The 15,700-nt window shown below is 69.5% G+C and carries 13 protein-coding genes; 4 read left to right on the top strand and 9 right to left on the bottom strand.

From position 1 onward, the window contains the following. Positions 1-95: 95 nt before the first annotated feature. Positions 96-389: a helix-hairpin-helix domain-containing protein gene (locus ACZ3HV_RS32265; protein ID WP_465689820.1), complete on the bottom strand. Its 294-nt coding sequence runs from the start codon at positions 387-389 to the stop codon at positions 96-98. 74 nt (positions 390-463) lie between these two features. After that, on the bottom strand, positions 464-1,462 hold the full coding sequence (locus tag ACZ3HV_RS32270) for a hypothetical protein (RefSeq protein WP_465689821.1): 999 nt from the start codon (positions 1,460-1,462) through the stop codon (positions 464-466). A gap of 99 nt (positions 1,463-1,561) precedes the next feature. Here ACZ3HV_RS32270 and ACZ3HV_RS32275 point away from each other — a divergent pair, with 99 nt between their 5' ends. After that, a complete protein-coding gene (locus tag ACZ3HV_RS32275) occupies positions 1,562-2,047 on the top strand; it encodes a P-loop nucleotide/nucleoside kinase family protein (protein WP_465689823.1) in 486 nt (161 codons plus the stop codon). On the opposite strand, the gene ACZ3HV_RS32280 is transcribed toward ACZ3HV_RS32275, so the two are convergent. The 5 genes from ACZ3HV_RS32280 to ACZ3HV_RS32300 form a co-directional block, all read right to left on the bottom strand. Beyond that, positions 2,044-2,694 (bottom strand): hypothetical protein, encoded by a 651-nt coding sequence (locus ACZ3HV_RS32280; protein ID WP_465689825.1) that lies wholly within the window; start codon positions 2,692-2,694, stop codon positions 2,044-2,046. The two genes, ACZ3HV_RS32275 and ACZ3HV_RS32280, sit on opposite strands and share 4 nt — an antisense overlap. 207 nt (positions 2,695-2,901) lie before the next feature. Beyond that, positions 2,902-6,024 (bottom strand): coiled-coil domain-containing protein, encoded by a 3,123-nt coding sequence (locus ACZ3HV_RS32285; protein ID WP_465689827.1) that lies wholly within the window; start codon positions 6,022-6,024, stop codon positions 2,902-2,904. Next, positions 6,021-6,725: a hypothetical protein gene (locus ACZ3HV_RS32290; protein ID WP_465689828.1), complete on the bottom strand. Its 705-nt coding sequence runs from the start codon at positions 6,723-6,725 to the stop codon at positions 6,021-6,023. The genes ACZ3HV_RS32285 and ACZ3HV_RS32290 overlap by 4 nt, the downstream gene beginning before the upstream one ends. Then, complete coding sequence (locus ACZ3HV_RS32295) at positions 6,718-7,467, bottom strand: hypothetical protein (protein WP_465689830.1); 750 nt, start codon at positions 7,465-7,467, stop codon at positions 6,718-6,720. Before ACZ3HV_RS32295 ends, ACZ3HV_RS32290 begins: the two co-directional genes overlap by 8 nt. After that, positions 7,464-8,654 (bottom strand): hypothetical protein, encoded by a 1,191-nt coding sequence (locus tag ACZ3HV_RS32300; RefSeq protein WP_465689832.1) that lies wholly within the window; start codon positions 8,652-8,654, stop codon positions 7,464-7,466. The genes ACZ3HV_RS32295 and ACZ3HV_RS32300 overlap by 4 nt, the downstream gene beginning before the upstream one ends. 332 nt (positions 8,655-8,986) lie before the next feature. Between ACZ3HV_RS32300 and ACZ3HV_RS32305 the strand changes: the two genes are divergently transcribed. The 3 genes from ACZ3HV_RS32305 to ACZ3HV_RS32315 all read left to right on the top strand — a co-directional run bounded on the left by ACZ3HV_RS32305 (position 8,987) and on the right by ACZ3HV_RS32315 (position 11,238). Further along, positions 8,987-9,781, top strand: a complete 795-nt coding sequence (locus ACZ3HV_RS32305; RefSeq protein ID WP_465689834.1) for a TrmH family RNA methyltransferase — start codon at positions 8,987-8,989, stop codon at positions 9,779-9,781. Positions 9,782-9,828: 47 nt separating this feature from the next. Further along, the gene (locus ACZ3HV_RS32310) at positions 9,829-10,809 is read left to right on the top strand and encodes an SGNH/GDSL hydrolase family protein (RefSeq protein WP_465689836.1); all 981 of its coding nucleotides are present in this window, start codon (positions 9,829-9,831) and stop codon (positions 10,807-10,809) included. Positions 10,810-10,884: 75 nt separating this feature from the next. Then, entirely contained in the window at positions 10,885-11,238 is a 354-nt protein-coding gene (locus tag ACZ3HV_RS32315) for an iron chaperone (RefSeq protein WP_465689838.1), read from the top strand. On the opposite strand, the gene ACZ3HV_RS32320 is transcribed toward ACZ3HV_RS32315, so the two are convergent. After that, complete coding sequence (locus tag ACZ3HV_RS32320) at positions 11,235-12,785, bottom strand: SWIM zinc finger family protein (protein ID WP_465689840.1); 1,551 nt, start codon at positions 12,783-12,785, stop codon at positions 11,235-11,237. The genes ACZ3HV_RS32315 and ACZ3HV_RS32320 overlap by 4 nt on opposite strands. Next, positions 12,778-15,639: a DEAD/DEAH box helicase gene (locus tag ACZ3HV_RS32325; protein ID WP_465689841.1), complete on the bottom strand. Its 2,862-nt coding sequence runs from the start codon at positions 15,637-15,639 to the stop codon at positions 12,778-12,780. Before ACZ3HV_RS32325 ends, ACZ3HV_RS32320 begins: the two co-directional genes overlap by 8 nt. Between the last annotated feature and the right edge of the window lie 61 nt (positions 15,640-15,700).

Consider the following 15,700-nt stretch of genomic DNA (forward strand, 5'->3'; position numbering starts at 1 on the left):
GATGGTACTGCGACCGGGAGGTCGTGGGAGAGTAGGACGCCGCCGGACATTCACACTGTTAAGGGCCACCCCGCAAGGGGTGGCCCTTAACATTTCTACCGATGATTCTCCCCAAGCAGCTGCTTGCGGGTGGGAGTGTAGGACCACCACGGGCGAGCGGGGTTGCCGTTGGCTTGGTCCACGGCGGACATGATGGTGTCGAGGAGGCACGGATCGTGGCGGTGTCCGTCGACCGTGCAGATCTTGTCGTAGATGTCGACCGGGTCCCGGCCGGCCAGCTGGTGGACTTCGGTGATACCGGCGCGCTGCAGGTAGCCGGCTACGGCCCGGCCGACGTTCATGAGAGTCGTCAGATCTGAGGCTTTCGTGCTGTCTCGAGTGGTTGGCATCTGTCGATCGTCACCCGCGCTGGGTCCGGTGTCTTGAAGGTTTCGGACACACGTTGATCAGGTCCAGACCAGACTCAGTAGGTCTGGTAGTAGATGAGTTCGCCAGATTCACCAGGGGCGGCGCCCTGGCTCGGGATGAACAGCGTGACCAGGATGGCCGGCTGCCCGTTCGGTGCTCGGAGAGCAGTCACGGTCGGATTCGCGAAGGCCGTGCTGCCGCCGTCGGTGTGGATGGTGGTTCGGTCGGCATTGCCGGTTTGATAGTCGTACACGAATGTGCGCCAGGAGCCGAAGTCACCTTTGGTGTACTGGCCCTCGATCAGACCGAAGCTGTAACCGCGGAAGACAGCCTGGTCGCGGTCGCCGATCTTGCCGCCGACGCCCCAGTACAGGAGGGCGTAGTTCGGCTGCGCCGCCGTACTCCAGGAGCTGAAGTTGGTCAGGCGTCCGCGTTGCTGCCGGTCCCGGTCGCAGTTCCACCAATAGTGCCCACCGATGTCGATCGTCGAGTGGTCGATGTCGGGAGAGAGGGTGATCCCGTAGATGTTCGGCGTACCCTCGGCGCAGGACGACAACTGACGGGGAGCGTCGAAGGACCGCGTCACCTGGCCGGCCAGCAGGGCGGTGCGGCTGGCGAAGTAGCGGAAGGCGAGGTGATTGTTTCCACCTCCGGGCTGCTCCTGCTCCCAGGCGAGCACGAAGCCGCCGTTGGACGCCTGCGCGATCGTCGGCTGCGATGCCGGTCCAGTGTTGCTGCCGGCCAGCTCGCGAACCCAGTGCCAGTTCAGCAGGTCGGTCGAGGTGGCGAGGTTGACCCGGAAGTGGCCGTCTGCCGCCAGATGGTGCGAGACGGCGAGGTAGCCGCCGGTCGTGTCCTGAATGATCTTGACTGTGTCCATCACGTGACCGGCATCGTCCTGCACCGCATAGCGTTTGCCGGTCGCGCCGCTCACGTTCTCGACGATCGATCGGAGCTCGGCGCGAGCCGGATCCGATGGCGGGGCAGCGGCGGCTGCAGGTGCTGAGACAGTGGCGAGAAGCAGCGCTGAGCTGGTCAGGAGTCTGATGAGCATGGCGGTCCTCCGTGGGGCGGGTGTGTAGGACGCTTGCCCACCGCGGAAGCTCGGGAAACCCGTTGCCATGATCAACGGCCGGGTGCGTAGGGTCTGGGCATGGAGCGTGCGGTGATGGTGCTGATCGTGGGGTTGCCGGGAGCCGGGAAGACGACGTTGGCGCGTCAGTTGGAGGTTGAGCGAGCGGCGCTTCGGTTCACGCCGGATGAGTGGATGGAGGCGTTGCTCGGGGTGAGTGAGGACAACGGGCGGCGCTGGGTGCTGGAGTCACAGCTGTTCTGGGGGCTCGCCGCTCGGGCGTTGACGCTGGGCGTGAGCGTGATCCTGGATTACGGGTGCTGGTCCGAGGCTGAGCGGGACCTGTTCCGGGAGCGGGCCCACGAACTCGGGGCGGACGCGGAGATCGTCGTACTGGATCTGCCGTTGGACGTGCTGTGGAAACGGCTCGAGGCTCGTAATGCGGCATTGCCGGCCGGGACGTTCGCGATCAGTCGGCAGGAGTTGGAGGAGTACGCCGCCATGTTCGAGGTGCCGAGTGCCGCGGAAGTAGCGCGGTGGGATCGCCAGACCGTGGTGACGAGCTAAGCCTCGGGGGCGATACCGACCAGGGCGGCGGCTGCGCAGATGTGGACCGGGGTGAGGTCGGCCGGGGCGACCGGGGCCTGGAGCAAGGTGCCGCGCTCGAACGGCGTCAGTCCGATATCGATGCCGTGGGCACCGGCCACGAGACCGCGTACGTACGTGAGCCAGCCCATCATCGGGATCCCGCGACGGAACACGCCGGCCGCAGCCGCGAGTTCGGTGTCGGCGATGCTGGCCCACTCGGGCTCCCAGATCGTCACGACCGCGCGCAGCACCTGCGCGAACCGCTCGGACTGGGCGAGTGCATCCTCGTCGCTCCAGTGCAGCGTGAGCTGGTCGGAGACCGTGGTGAGCGTGCCGCCCATCGAGAGGTCGAACAGCCACGGCAGCTCGCCGGTGCTCTGCAGATGCAGCCGGGTCGTGCTGGAGCCGTTCGCCAGGACCTTGGTGGTTGCCTCGACCATCTCCTGGAGCGGGCTGGAGCCGTCGGCCTCGAGGACGTGGTACCCCCAGCGTTCGTCCTGAGTCCAGTTGTGTACGTCGGGGAACGCGACAGCGACCGCGGTCAGGGTGCGGCCCACGCGGAGCGCGCGGTGTTCGACGGACTCGTCACGATGGGTCCACTGGGCGCGGAGCAGCCACGATGCCATTCACGCCCTCCGATCGTGAGACGACCAGACCCGAACTGGAGACGGTACGCCGGTAGTCGAGCGCTTGACCAGAGCTCCGCGGACTCGGTGTGAGCGGGCGGCACGGATCTCTGGAGCGGTCACCGGTCCAGTCTGAGGCACCCCTGGGTAGGAGGTCTGCACCGGGGTCCGATTTAGGTAACCACCCGGCCAAAGTCTGGACAACTGTCAAGGAGTAAGGGTGGGGGAGGCGAGCTCGAGTGTCGGGGTCTTGCCGCGGTAGGAGCTCAGCCAGTCCCGGAGCAGCTCGACCCGGCCGGCGTACTCTTCGTTGCCCTTGACGACGGGTGCCTGGTTGTACGCCATGGTGTCGGAGCTCCGGCGGAGCTTGACGTACAGCCGCGAAGACGCCAGCGCATAGCGCTCCATGTCGTCCTGCAGGGCGCCGATGACGGTGATGTTCCGGTCGCGGCCGATCTGCTCGAACAACGCCACGGCCTCGCGGCGGTGCTGGGAACCCAGGTTGCGTCCCAGCTCGTCGAGGATCAGCAGCAGTGGCCGGTCCGAACCACCCGCGAGCGCGGCGGCGCAGACCAGCTTGACCGCTTTCTCGTCCATCTGGGCCGTGTTGCCCTTCACGTTGAACGCGGAGAACGGCCCGCCCTCCGAACGCCGCCACTTCGGCGTGACCGTCCAGCGCCACGGCTTGTCCGGCTCGGCCGGCGGGTCGGGCTCGGGGAACTCGAGCTTCGCGCCGTACCCGCCGTACTGCTGGTCGAGCCGGTCGAATTCCTGCGAGACCAGGCGGAGGCGCGCTTTGATGCCGTCGGCAAGCGACGCGCGGTGTGCGCGCGCGGTGCTCTCGGCCTCGTCCAGTCCTTCGCGGGCCCGTTCGAGGGCGGCGTTCCGTTCGGCGCGCTGGCTCGCGATCTGCTGTTGCTGCAGGCTGTCGAACGTCTCATGCTGCGCGAGGTGACTGCTCAGGGTCCGATGCAGCGCCGGGACCAGGCCGACGCGGGCGCCGAGAGTACCGTTCGACCAGCCGTCCGGACCGTTCAGGATCTCCCAGAGCTCGGTCGGGATCTCCTCCCGTGAGCGCGCGTTCGGGAAGCACCGGCGGATGACGTCGTCGAGCTGTGTGCAGGCCTGGTGGTTCCAGTCGGCCGTCGTACGGCGTTGTGCGTCGTCCGGCAGTCCGAGAAGGAACTCCTCGGCCTCGGCAGGAGTCCCGCCCCAGGCCGTGGCTCTGCTCGTCAGGTCGAGCGACGTCTGCTCCTCCAGCAGCGTCAGCCGGCGCGCGGTCAGGTCGTCGAGGATCCGCTGATGGTCGCGACGGGTCGATTCGAGGTTCTTGAGCCGTTCGTCCCGGACGAGCTGCTGTCCGGCGGCGGCCTCGGCGGACTCCTTGGCGGCCTGCAGCTCCGGCGCGAGCGCATCACGGTCGGTCTCGTGGCGGTCGATTGTCTCGCGGAGGGCGAGGATCTGCTCCTGCACCGACTCTGCGTGGGCGAGTGCGCGGGCGGCGGCCGTACGGCGCTCTGCCTGGTCGACCCGAGATCGGGCCTGCTCGAGCGCCGCGGATGCGACGGCCCGGGCCTCGACCGCGGCCTCGACCCGGCGACGGGCTGCCTCGATCCGCGCGGTCCGGCCGGTCAGCGGCTCGTCGAACTGGCCGACCGCGAGGACGCCCGCGACGTCGTCGATGTTGTCCTTGGTCGCGCGTTCGCCGATGGTCGCGAAGAAGGCGTCCAGCGTGAATCGCTTGTCGGCGGACTTCGGGCCACCGCGCTGACCCGTGCGCGCACCCGGCCGATTCGCGAGCACCAGCAGGAATCCGGCGTACCCGGCATCGGCCAGCGCAGTCGATGCGACCGTCGCGTCACCGGCGTCGATGACGACAGCCTCGCGGTACGGCGCGAGCCGCGGCTCCCACTCGGCTCGGTCCGACGACGGCAGCTCGGTGATGTCGGTCAGCGCACCGCACTCGATGCCTGCGTTCTCCAGGACCTGCTGCTGCGGCGCCGAGACGGTCTGGCCGCTCTCGGCCTCCCGCAGCTCGGCGGTCGCATAATCGATCGCGGATCGCGCCGCGTGATCCCGGCCGATGTGCTCCTCGAGAACGGCGCGAGCCTCGGTCTGCTCCTCGGCCGCGGCGGCCAGGTCACGCCCGTCCGCCGAACGCCCCGCGTCCACCAGCCGGCGATGCTCCTGTCCGAGCCGCTCCAACTGTTCCCGCACCGAGCGCTGCGCGAGGTCGAGCTCCCGGTCGCGTGCGTCCAGCTTGTCGCGCTCCTGCCGGGTCAGCTGAGCGTCCCGGAGGAGGACCTCTTCGTTGCCAAACGCATCGACCTCGGCGTCGACGGCCTCGCGCCGCGCCTCCTGCTCGGCCACCCGCTCGTCCAGTACGGCGAACTCCTGTCGGATCTCGTTGTTGCGTGCGTCGCCGTCGATCAGATGCCGGGCGCCACGAGCCTGCCAGGACTCCTTCGCCGCGGCGAGCGCCTCCCGGGCGGCGGCGCGCTGCAGGATGCCGGCCTCGACCGTCGCCATCTCCTGCTCCCAGCGCTGCAGGTCGGCCGTCGCCTGCTTGGTCGCCTCGCGCTGGGTGTGCTCGGCGGAGCGGTGCGCCTGCTCCTGCTCGAGTTCGTGATCGAGGCCGGTGAGGGTGGCGATCGCGTTGAAGATCCGCGCTGGGCCGAGCTCGTTGAGTGGCTCGGCCAGGAGGTTGGCGGTCGGACTGGATCGGACCGAGGTGGACAAGAACGAGACACACCGGACCTGACCGCCGTACAGAACTGTGGACAGCTTGTTGGCGTGGAAGTCGGTGCGGCCGTTCGAGTGCGGCAGCGCGGCCCACAACGCGTCGGCGCCGGCGGCACGCTCCGCCTCGGTTGCGCCGTACGGGACGTGCAAGCCGTTCTTCCAGCGCAGGTCGATGTACGACGCCTTGCGGTTGATGCGGATCCAGACGGTGATCGCGGCCGCCTCGATCTCGGCGAGGTCGGTCAGGTCGGGGTCGGAGAAAACGCCGACGATGTACCCGCGGTCGACGTTGGACCAGTTGCCTTCCTGGCCGGCCGCTTCGGCGGTGAACAGCAGTTCGGCGGAGCCGGGAGCACCGCTGGTCAGGCGCCACTGGTCGTCCGCGTGCAGGAGACTGAGCGCTGCGATCCAGGACGACTTGCCGGCGCCGTTCGAGTCGGTCGGGCCTTGACCGGCGACCGTGACGAGGCCCTGGCCGACCATCGGGATCGGGTGCGTCGAGAGGCGCGACAGGTCGACGACCTGGACGCCGAGCAGCACCTTGGACCCGAGGATGTCGAACGGACCGTCCTCAACAGTGCTGCTCATACCGCTCCTTCTTCCGTGGTGCCGGCGTCCGTCATGCCTTCGTCTGTGCTGCCTTCATCTGTGGTACTTGGCGTGCCGTTCCGGGCTCGGATGGCTTCGGCTATTGGGCTCGCGGGGGCGGCGGCGAGGATCAACTGGTCTTGCAGGCGGCGGCGGGCAGCCGGTGTGAGTCGCTGGAGTTGTGGGCCGGGGATGTAGCTCGGGCCGCCGGAGTGATCGCCGGAGAGCTGGATCAGGCCGGCGGCGCGGAGGCGCTGGAGTGCGAGGCGTCGTTCCTCGCCGCTGATCCTTGTTGTGCGCAGCTCGTCGACCGTTGTCGGGCGGGCGGACTTCCAGCTGTCGCCGGTCAGGATCCCTTCGCTGCGGGGGATCGCGACCGAGTGGATCAGCACGAGGACCAGTACGGCGCGGTCGATGACGGACAGGGGTTGCCAGCCCTGCGTGGTCAGCGTGGCGGCGATGTCGTCGGCGTACCCGGAGGTCCAATGCGTTCCGTCGACGTGGACCAGAGTCCGGCCGATGAGCTTCAGCATCTTCTGGACATGTCGACGAAGCGTCACGTCGCGCAGGCCGGCCAGCTGCACCTCGGCGACCGGGTGGGCGGCGTACTGCACCGCGCTGAACGCAGCCAGCACCTCGTCCCGAGCCCGATCACTCAAGTCCTGCAACAGAGGATCGAACAACACATGCTGCTCAGTCATCCGACACCTCCGTACGCCGCTCGTCCGCGGAGCCGGCGTCCGCGGCGGTGGGGATGCCAGCGCCCGTCGAATCGACCGCCGGGCTGGCGTCGGGTGGGAGGGGGTCTGGGGGTGTTTCTGGAGTGGTGGGGGTGGTGAGGAGGGCGGGGGGTGGGTCGGGGAGGTGGCGGCAGAGGTCTCGGAGGGTGGCTTCGTCGCCGGGCGTCCAGGTGATGACTCGCGGGCCAAGGCGGACCTCGCCGGATTTCTCGTTCCAGAGGAGCCAGTGCGTGGCGTGGAGGCGGCGGAGGCTACCGATGATCAGGGTCAGGTCGCTGGACTGCTCGGGGCGGCCGCGCATTCCGGCGTACACGGATCTGATCTGCGCGAGCGTGCCGGTGGAGCCTGGCCAGGCGGGTCCGCTGCGGTCGGTCCAGCAGCACGCGACGCAGATCGCGAGTACGCGGGCGGTCTCGTTCGGCTGTTCGACGGCGACTGGGGGAGTGCCGAGCTCTTCGAGGACGGCGTGACCGGCGCCGGAGGGCAGGGTGGGCACGAGCCAGACCGTCGAGCCGTCCGGCGATACAGCCCGGGTCAGGCCTGCGACGGCGGGTGTGTCCGGTTCGACCTCGAGCGGGCCGGCGGACTGCACCTTCGCCCACCACAACGCGTTGTACAGCCGCCGCTCCACAGCCTCCGACCCCCGCCGCGGCTGCGCGTCCGGCGCGCGTTGGTCCACGGCGTCCGGAGACGGGGTGCTCATGCAGTCACCCGGCGGAAGGTGCCCTCGGTTGCCCAAGGGGTGCCGGCTGTCGGATCGATGCGCATTCCGTCGGACCAGACCAGCTCGTAGTCGAGTTCGTCGTGGAGGTGTGCCGCGGTGAGCTCTGCCAGGACGCGGCGGGCGGTGATCCAGTCGCCGGCGTCGTCGAGGACCTCGACGATGTCCACCGACGTTCGTCCGGCCAGCACGCGCTCGGCTTCCGCGCGGAGTTCCTCCCGGTCCGTCGCGGCGGCCGACTCCGGTGCTTCGACGTCGCCGGTCGGGCGGGGTGGCGCCATCCGGGCCGTGCCGGTACGACGTCCTGTCTCGACGGCCTCCACCATCGTCTGAGGCGAGAAGTCCGGTGCGGCCGCGTCGAACAACAGCCCATCGAGCACCCCGGCCAGCACCTCCGGCTCACTGCTCCGGGTGAACGTCAGCCACGTCTCGATCGGCAGCAGCCCAAGTGCGCGCGTCGTACCCGCTCTCTCCACGAGGCGCCCAGCGGCGAGTTGCACGGCATCGGCGTACGCCGCCAGCGCCATCCGCAAGGAGGTACACGCACGGTGCAGCCCGGGCCACCGGTCCAGCACGATCCGGTGCACCTTCTCGGCCTGCTCGATCAGCCGCTCGTTACCCCAGGCGAGCTGCGCGTTCTCCCGCAGTTGGGCGGTCGTGCTGGTCGAGACCAGGATGGCGAGCTCGTTGCCGAGCAGCCGGAAGACCTTCGTGAGTCGCTGGATCGAGGCGAGCCCGTCGTCCTCGGTCGCGCTGGGGTCGCTGACGCTGTGAGCCTCCAGGGTCAGCAGTTGGTGCAGCTCGGCCTGACCGCCCTGGACCGACATCCGGCGCAGGAACATCAGCATCACGTACGGCGCGAACGCGGCGCGGTGCCGCAGCTCGTTCGGCCGGTCGACGAGTTTGGTGATCGCGCCGTACTGCCGCAGGACGTCGAAGCGCCGCACGATCACGTCATGCGGATAGGCGCGGCATGCGAGCGTCGCCTGCTCGACCGTGAGCCCATCGCTACCGGCCTCGGCGAACGCGTCCAGGATCGCCTGGTCGACGTCCAGCAGGTCGGGGTCGACGATCATCGCGCCGGCCTCGCGGGCGAGCACCGCGAACACCTGACGGTAGACGCGGAGGACAGCCGCCTCGGCCTCGGCATCGAGCAGTGTCGCGTCCATCCCCGTCCCTCCCGTGTGATAGCAGACGTGCCTACCAGAGCAATGGACTCTAACCACCGACACCGACAAGCCAAAACTCACCTGCCAGGTAGCTGTGGACAACCGCAAAGACCGGCCGGACGGAGCCCTGTGGAAAACCGGATGACGGGGTGAGGTGGGCGTCTTACCATCCGATACGTGAAGAGAATCCTTGGCTGATGCGGTCCAGGTAGACCGCGTCCGTACCACGGCGCCCTAGGTCAGTCATGACCGTGGGCGTTCGCCACGCCGGCGTGGACCCACGACAGGGTCCCCGGCGCGCTTGCTGATTCTCTCCTGACGGAGCTTTGCACATGACCGTGCATGACGCGCGCCCCATCGGTGCGCAACACCCCCGTGTCCGCGACCTGCTCACTGTCCGCAAGGATGCGTCTCCCGGCCGGATCATGGTCGAAGGCAGCTGGGAACACGACCGCCTGCTCGCCACAGTGACCACGATCGAGGCCTTCTTCTGGTGCCCTGAGGCCGGTACGACGAACGCCGTACACCGGATCGCCGAGCGCGCCGCCGAGGTGTACCGCATCTCGGAGAAGCTGCTCACCCGCCTGTCCCGCAAGACCCGTTCCGATGGGCTGATCTCGATCGCCCGCCTGCCGGTGTGGACGCCGCAGACGTTCCGGTTCACCAACGAGTCACTGGTCCTCGTCGCCGACGGCGTCGAGTACGCCGGGAACCTCGGCACCCTGATCCGTACCGCCGACGCGGCCAACGTCGACTGCCTGGTCCTCACCAGTCGGCGCGCCCGGCCCAGCCACCCGGCCGTGTACTCCGCGAGTCGTGGAACCGTCCTGTCCACACCGGTCGTGGAGTTCGACGACATCGCCTCGGCGGCAACGTGGCTGCGCGGCCACCACTTCCGCGTTCACCTCGCGGATCCGGCGGCGACGGGCAGCTACCGGGTCCCGCAGTACGACGGACCGACGGCCTTCGTGGTCGGCTCGGAGGGTGCGGGCCTGTCGCGTGAGTGGCACGAGCAGGGGTTCGGCGCGGTGTCGATCCCGATGCTCGGCCAGGCGGACTCGCTCAACGTCGCGCTGTCGGCCGGCATCCTGCTGTTCGAAGCGCGGGCGCGCAAGGAAGGCTGGTGACGGGCCAGGCAGAATTGCACCCGCCACCGAAACCAAGGAGTCAGCCAGTGCCGTTCGAACCAGGCGAGGTCGTCGCCCCGTCAGATCCGCGCATCGTCCTGGAAGGCCAGTGGGGTCAGCAGCCCGGAGTGGCGATCACCGTCAACTCCGGGTCGCGGATCTCCTTCTCGTACGCCGGCGAGCGGCTCCAGCTCCTGTTCGACACCAACGGCCTCACCGTCGCGCCGCACCTGTGGATCACGGTCGACGACGGTGAGCCCGAGCTCCACCTGATCGAGGACCCGGTCATCGAGCTGTCCGCGCCGACCGGACAGCACCGGGTCGAGGTCGTGGTCAAGGACGTGAACGAGCACGCCAACCGGTGGAACCCGCCGTTCGAGTGCGCGGTCGTGTTCGCCGGTCTCGTGCTCGACGTGAACTCGCGCCTGCGGCTGAGCGGGCGACCGGGCGGTCCGCGGCTCGAGTTCTACGGTGACTCGATCACGCAGGGGGTGCGGTCACTCAGCTCGCATTCGGAGTCGGAGGGTGCTGACGGTACGACGACGTACGCGTATCTGACCGCCCGCGCGTTCGGCGCGACGTCGTACCAGGTCGGGTTCGGGAGTCAGGGGATCAGCAAGCCCGGGAACGGCGAGGTGCCGGCCGGGGTGGACTCGTTCGGCTGGAACTTCGCGGGCTCGCCCGCCGAACGCGTCGAGCCGTCTGACGTCGTCGTGATCAACCTCGGCGTGAACGACCCGACGCTGGAGCCGGAGGAGTACGCCGGTTACGTCACGCGAGTGCGCTCGGTGTACCCGGAGAGCACGATCGTGGCGCTCACCCCGTTCAGCGGCAAGCACGCCGACATCATTCAGGCCGCGGTGAAGTCCCTCGACGACGCGAACCTCGTCTGCATCGACTCGACCGGCTGGATCACCGAGGACGACTGCACCGACCAGGTCCACCCGACGGTCGCCGGCCACGCCAAGATCGCTGCCCACCTGATCCCCGCTCTAGAAACCCACACCACCCTCCGCCGCCCCAGCTGATCCCGCGACCGGGTCCCCGCCGCCGCGCCAGGGTGGTGGGTTGCCGGGAGGGATGGGGGTGGTGAGGATGGCGGGGTGGCGGAGCAGAAGTTCGGGAGTGTGGATGAGTACATCGCGTCGTTCCCGGTGGAAATCCGGCAGGTGCTGGAGGAGGTACGGCGGACGATCCATGCCGTCGTACCGGGAGCAGGGGAGAAGATCAGCTACCAGATCCCCACGATCACCCTGGACGGGAAGTCGTTGCTCTACTTCAGCGGCTGGAAAGAACACATCTCCCTCTACCCGATCCCACCCGTCGATGACGCCCTCGCGGCGGCGATCGAGCCATACCGCTCCGGCAAAGGCACCCTCAAGTTCCCCTTGAACGACCCCATCCCCTACGACCTCATCACCCGCCTGACCCAAGCCTTCCTCGCCGCCCGCGGTTAATCCGTGAGGAGGTCGCGGGGGTCGGGGGAGGGTGGGCGGGTCAGGGTCCAGTCGTTGAAGTGTTGGTCGAAGCGGTACCAGAGGGCGTCCGCGCCGAGCCGGAGTTGGATCTTGCCGGCGGTGACGCGGTTGGAATCCGTGGTGGCGTTGGGGAGCGCCTCGAGGGCTTCGGCGAGGGATTCTGGGTCGACGTCGGTCGGTTCGTCGACCGTGGCGGCGAGACCGCCGGGGCCGGCCTCGCGCCAGGCGACGGCCCAGCTGGTGAGTTGACGGGCTGGTACGCCGGCTCGATGCGCGAGGTCGGCGAGCTCCGGCGTACCCAGGAGCAAGGCTGCTCGGCGGGTGAGGTCCTGATCGACGGTCAGGCCCAGACCTCCGTCGCCGTCGCCGGACGCGACCTCCCAGGCGCGGCGGGCGGCGTCGGTCGCCAGCGCGACCAGATCCCGTACGTCGACGCCCGACGACCGCGGTGGATCCAGCACGCGCACGGCCGCCGGGACACCGGGGGACGCAAGCGGCCTTGGGGGAACGGGCACTGGAACCGGGCCGGACGTGTCGTCGGAGTCGAGGTAGCGAGCGAACGCTGCTATTGCGGGAATACCTGGGGGAGCGGGCGCGCGGACTCGGGTCTCGACGGCTGGGGCGGAGCGGCGGGAGCGGAGGGCGGAGAGGAGCTCGTCCTTGCGGCGGCCGCGGAGGAGCAGCAGGGCGAACGGATCGTCGTCGAGAGCGTCGGCCACGAGGTAGCAGACGGCGGCGGAGTGCTTGCACGGTACGGCGAAGTCGGGACAGCTGCAGTTGGTGAGGACCTCGCCCGCTCCGGGGAGAAGGTCCAGGCCGGCGGCGTGCACGTCGTCGACGACCTCGGGTGGCAGCTCCCCGTCGAGGAGTGCGGCCACGCGGCCGATCTGGGCCGAGACCACGTCGAGGACGGCTTCCCATTCGGAGGTCGAGAACGCGCGGATCCGAACGGTCACCTGGTACGGCGTGACGCGGCTGCCCTGGACGACTGCCTCGACCTCGCCCGGGGTGACCGTTACCTCGAGCACACTTCCGCGCCGTGCGTACGAGCGTCCGCGCGACAGCCGGTTCGGGTCCAGGCGGGCCCGGTGCTCCAACGCGTCCAGCCAAGCCCGCCCCCACCACGTCGCACCGAACGGCCGCCGACTACCCGGCCCCTTCGCCGCCGGCAACCCAGCATCGTCCCCGGGCCGCCGCCACCCCTGCCACGGCGCCCGCTCACCCGCAGCCCGCACCTCCCGCGCTCCTGCCCTCAGCTCGAGCGACCCCGACCGCAACTCCAGCGACCCCGACCCACCGGCCCCCTTCCCCGGCGATCGCCTGTCCGCCGCCTGCCGCGCAGCAGGCGAACCCGCCGCCTCCCGCCCGTCCGCCGCCTCCCGCCCGTCCGCCGCCTCCCGCCCGTCCGCCGCCTCCCGCCCGTCCGCCGCCTCCCGCGCGGCCGGCGATACCGCCGTCTCCTGTGACTCCGCCGTCTCGCGCGCGGCCCGCGGATCTGGGGTTTCCTTCGGGGATTGTTCACTCATGGAGCTCACCGCCCGGAGTGACGCGCCCGACGGCGGACGGGTTGAGCGGCCCGGCCGCGCCGGCCCGGAGCGGCGTCGTCGACAGCTCGACCAACTCGGTCAGCTCGGCGTCCGACAGTTCGCTCAGCCAGGCTTCGCCAGACCCCACCACAGCGTCGGCGAGGTCGCGTTTGGCGGCGATCACCGTGGAGATGCGGTCTTCCAAAGTGTTCTCGGTGACGAGTCGATGCACCTGGACCGGCCGGTCCTGGCCGATGCGGTACGCACGGTCCGTCGCCTGGTCCTCGACCGCCGGGTTCCACCACCGGTCGTAATGCACCACGTGCGTCGCCTGCGTCAGCGTCAGCCCGACCCCGCCGGCCTTCAGCGACAAGAGGAACACCTGAGCCTCGCCGTCCTGGAACTGCGAGACGAGTTGCTCCCGCTTCCGCACCCCGATCCCGCCGTGCAGGAACAACGACTTGACCTGCCGCGCCGCCAGATGTGCCTCGATCAGCCGGCACATCTCGACGTACTGGCTGAAGATCAGGACCGATTCGCCTTCGGCCAGGATCACGTCGAGCAGCTCGTCCAGCGCCGCGAGCTTGCCCGACCGTCGCTCCAGCGGACCAGGCTCGTGCAGGAACTGCGCCGGGTGGTTGCACACCTGCTTCAACTGCGTGAGCAGGCTGAGCACCAGACCGCGCCGCGCGATCCCTTCCGCCGACTCGATCTTCGCCAGCGTCTCCTTCGCCACCGCTTGGTACAGCGTCGCCTGCTCGGTTGTCAGCGGTACGACGACATCGTGCTCGGTCTTGCGCGGCAACTCCGGCGCGATCCCGGGATCACTCTTCCGCCGCCGCAGCAGGAACGGCCGCGTCACCCGCGCCAGCCGAGCCGTCGCCTCCTCGTCGTGATACCGCTCCACGGGGACGGCGACGTCGTGCCGGAACCGCTCCAGCGTCCCCAGCAACCCGGGCGCCGCCCAGTCCAGGATCGACCACAGCTCCGACAACCGGTTCTCCACAGGTGTCCCGGTCAGTGCGATCCTTGTTGCTGACGGCAACGTCCGGAGCGAACGGGCGGTCCGGGACAACGGGTTCTTCGCGTGCTGCGCCTCGTCCGCGACCGCCAGCCCCCAGAACACCTCGCCGAGAACCCGGTGGTCCTGCCGCACCACGCCGTACGTCGTCAGCACGACCTCGTCCGCGGCGAGATCGGTCAACGACCGCCCGGCCCCGTGGTAGCGCCGCGTCGGCACGGAAGGCGCGAACCGGGCGAACTCCCGCTCCCACGTCCCAAGCAACGTCGACGGGCACACCACCAGCGTCGGGCCACGGCCGCGGCCCAGCAACTGAAGATGCAACGCGATGACCTGGATCGTCTTACCGAGACCCATGTCGTCGGCAAGACAGCCACCGAGACCGAGATCCGCGAGTTGCGCCATCCACGCGACCCCGCGCCGCTGGTAGTCCCGCAGAGTGGCCTCCAGCCCGGGAGGCGAGCTGAATGGCGCCGGCTCCTCGGCCGCCTGCAACCGAGCCAGCATCGAGGCCAGCGATCCATCGGCGTCGAACGCCACGAGCTCGCCATCGACCTCGATGGACCCGGTCAGCGCCGCACCGAGCGCCTCGGCTCCGGTCAGCTTCCGCGTGCCGCCACGGCGCAGCTTCCGAACCAGGTCGTGATCGACCCGGACCCACCGACCCCGCATCCGGATCATCGGCCGCTTCGCCTCCGCAAGCGCCGCCACCTCATGCTCGGTCAGCTCTTGTCCGTCCAGCGTCGGTCGCCATCGGAACGCGACCAGGTCGGTCAGACTGAAGTCCGGCCCGGTCACCGCACCAGGCGCCGGGGTCGCGACTGTCCCGCGCACGGCCAACTCACCCGCGAACAGTTCGGTCGGCCAGAGCACCTCGATCCCCGCGCCCTCCAACGCCGTACTGCCCTCGGCCAACTCCTCCAGCGCCGCGTCGTCGACCTCGACATCCGCCGGCGCAGCGTCCCGCAAGGCAGCACCCAACGGCGGCCAGACCCGAGCCCCACGCCGCAACGCCAGCAGCAGATCGGTCTCCGCCCGCTCCCCAAGCGCGGCGAGCACAGCCGCCGGCGCACTCCACACGTCTGACACGTCAACCAGCAGGCTGGGATCCACGCCGCTCCGCAACTGCAGCACGGCCCGGAACTCCTCGACCGACTCCGCCGGCGGCTCGATCCGCAGCACCAGCCGAGCCCCGGCCTCCTCACTCAAGGCAGTCTCGTCCAGCCACCCCGCAGGTCCGCTCAACTCGGCTGGATCCCACGACGCGAACGGCGCCGCCCCCGGACGTACGGCGACCGATGCGGCCGGCGTCCGTACGAGCGTGTCCGCCAACGCATCCCAGAACGCCCGGACCAACTGCTCCGGATCGACCAGTCGCACCGGTCGCGTCCCCTCGATCGCCAACGCATGTCCGTACGCCGGCATCGCGGCACCCAGATTCCGCAACCAGCCGCGGTCCAACAGATCCAGCGGCGCCACCCGCCAAGCGCCGTACCCGCTCGGGCTTCGATCCGGCACGAGCCGACCACGCCCGATCAACCCCAGACCGGCCAACGCCGCCGACCGCCACGCCTCCCAACTGGTCGAACCGGTCAGCCCCAGCCGCTCGAGGACCTCGTCGATCCGCAGCAGGCGCGCCGGGACCGTGGTCCGTCGCACCGCCGACCCCTTCGGCAGCACCAGATCCACGGTCCCATCGGCAACCTCACCGGCCGCCGCGAGATCGCCGTACAACGCCAGCCGGCCCGCGCGTGGCGGGTCGGCGGGGACGAAGACGGCGTCGAACATGCCCTGCACAGTACGCCGGACCACCGACAACTTCCCGCCCGTCACACCAGGCCTGTGGACAACTACCCGACTTGACCTGAACCAGCGTTGAGGTTGCAGTCTCGGA

The organism is Kribbella sp. NPDC020701 (assembly GCF_055562215.1).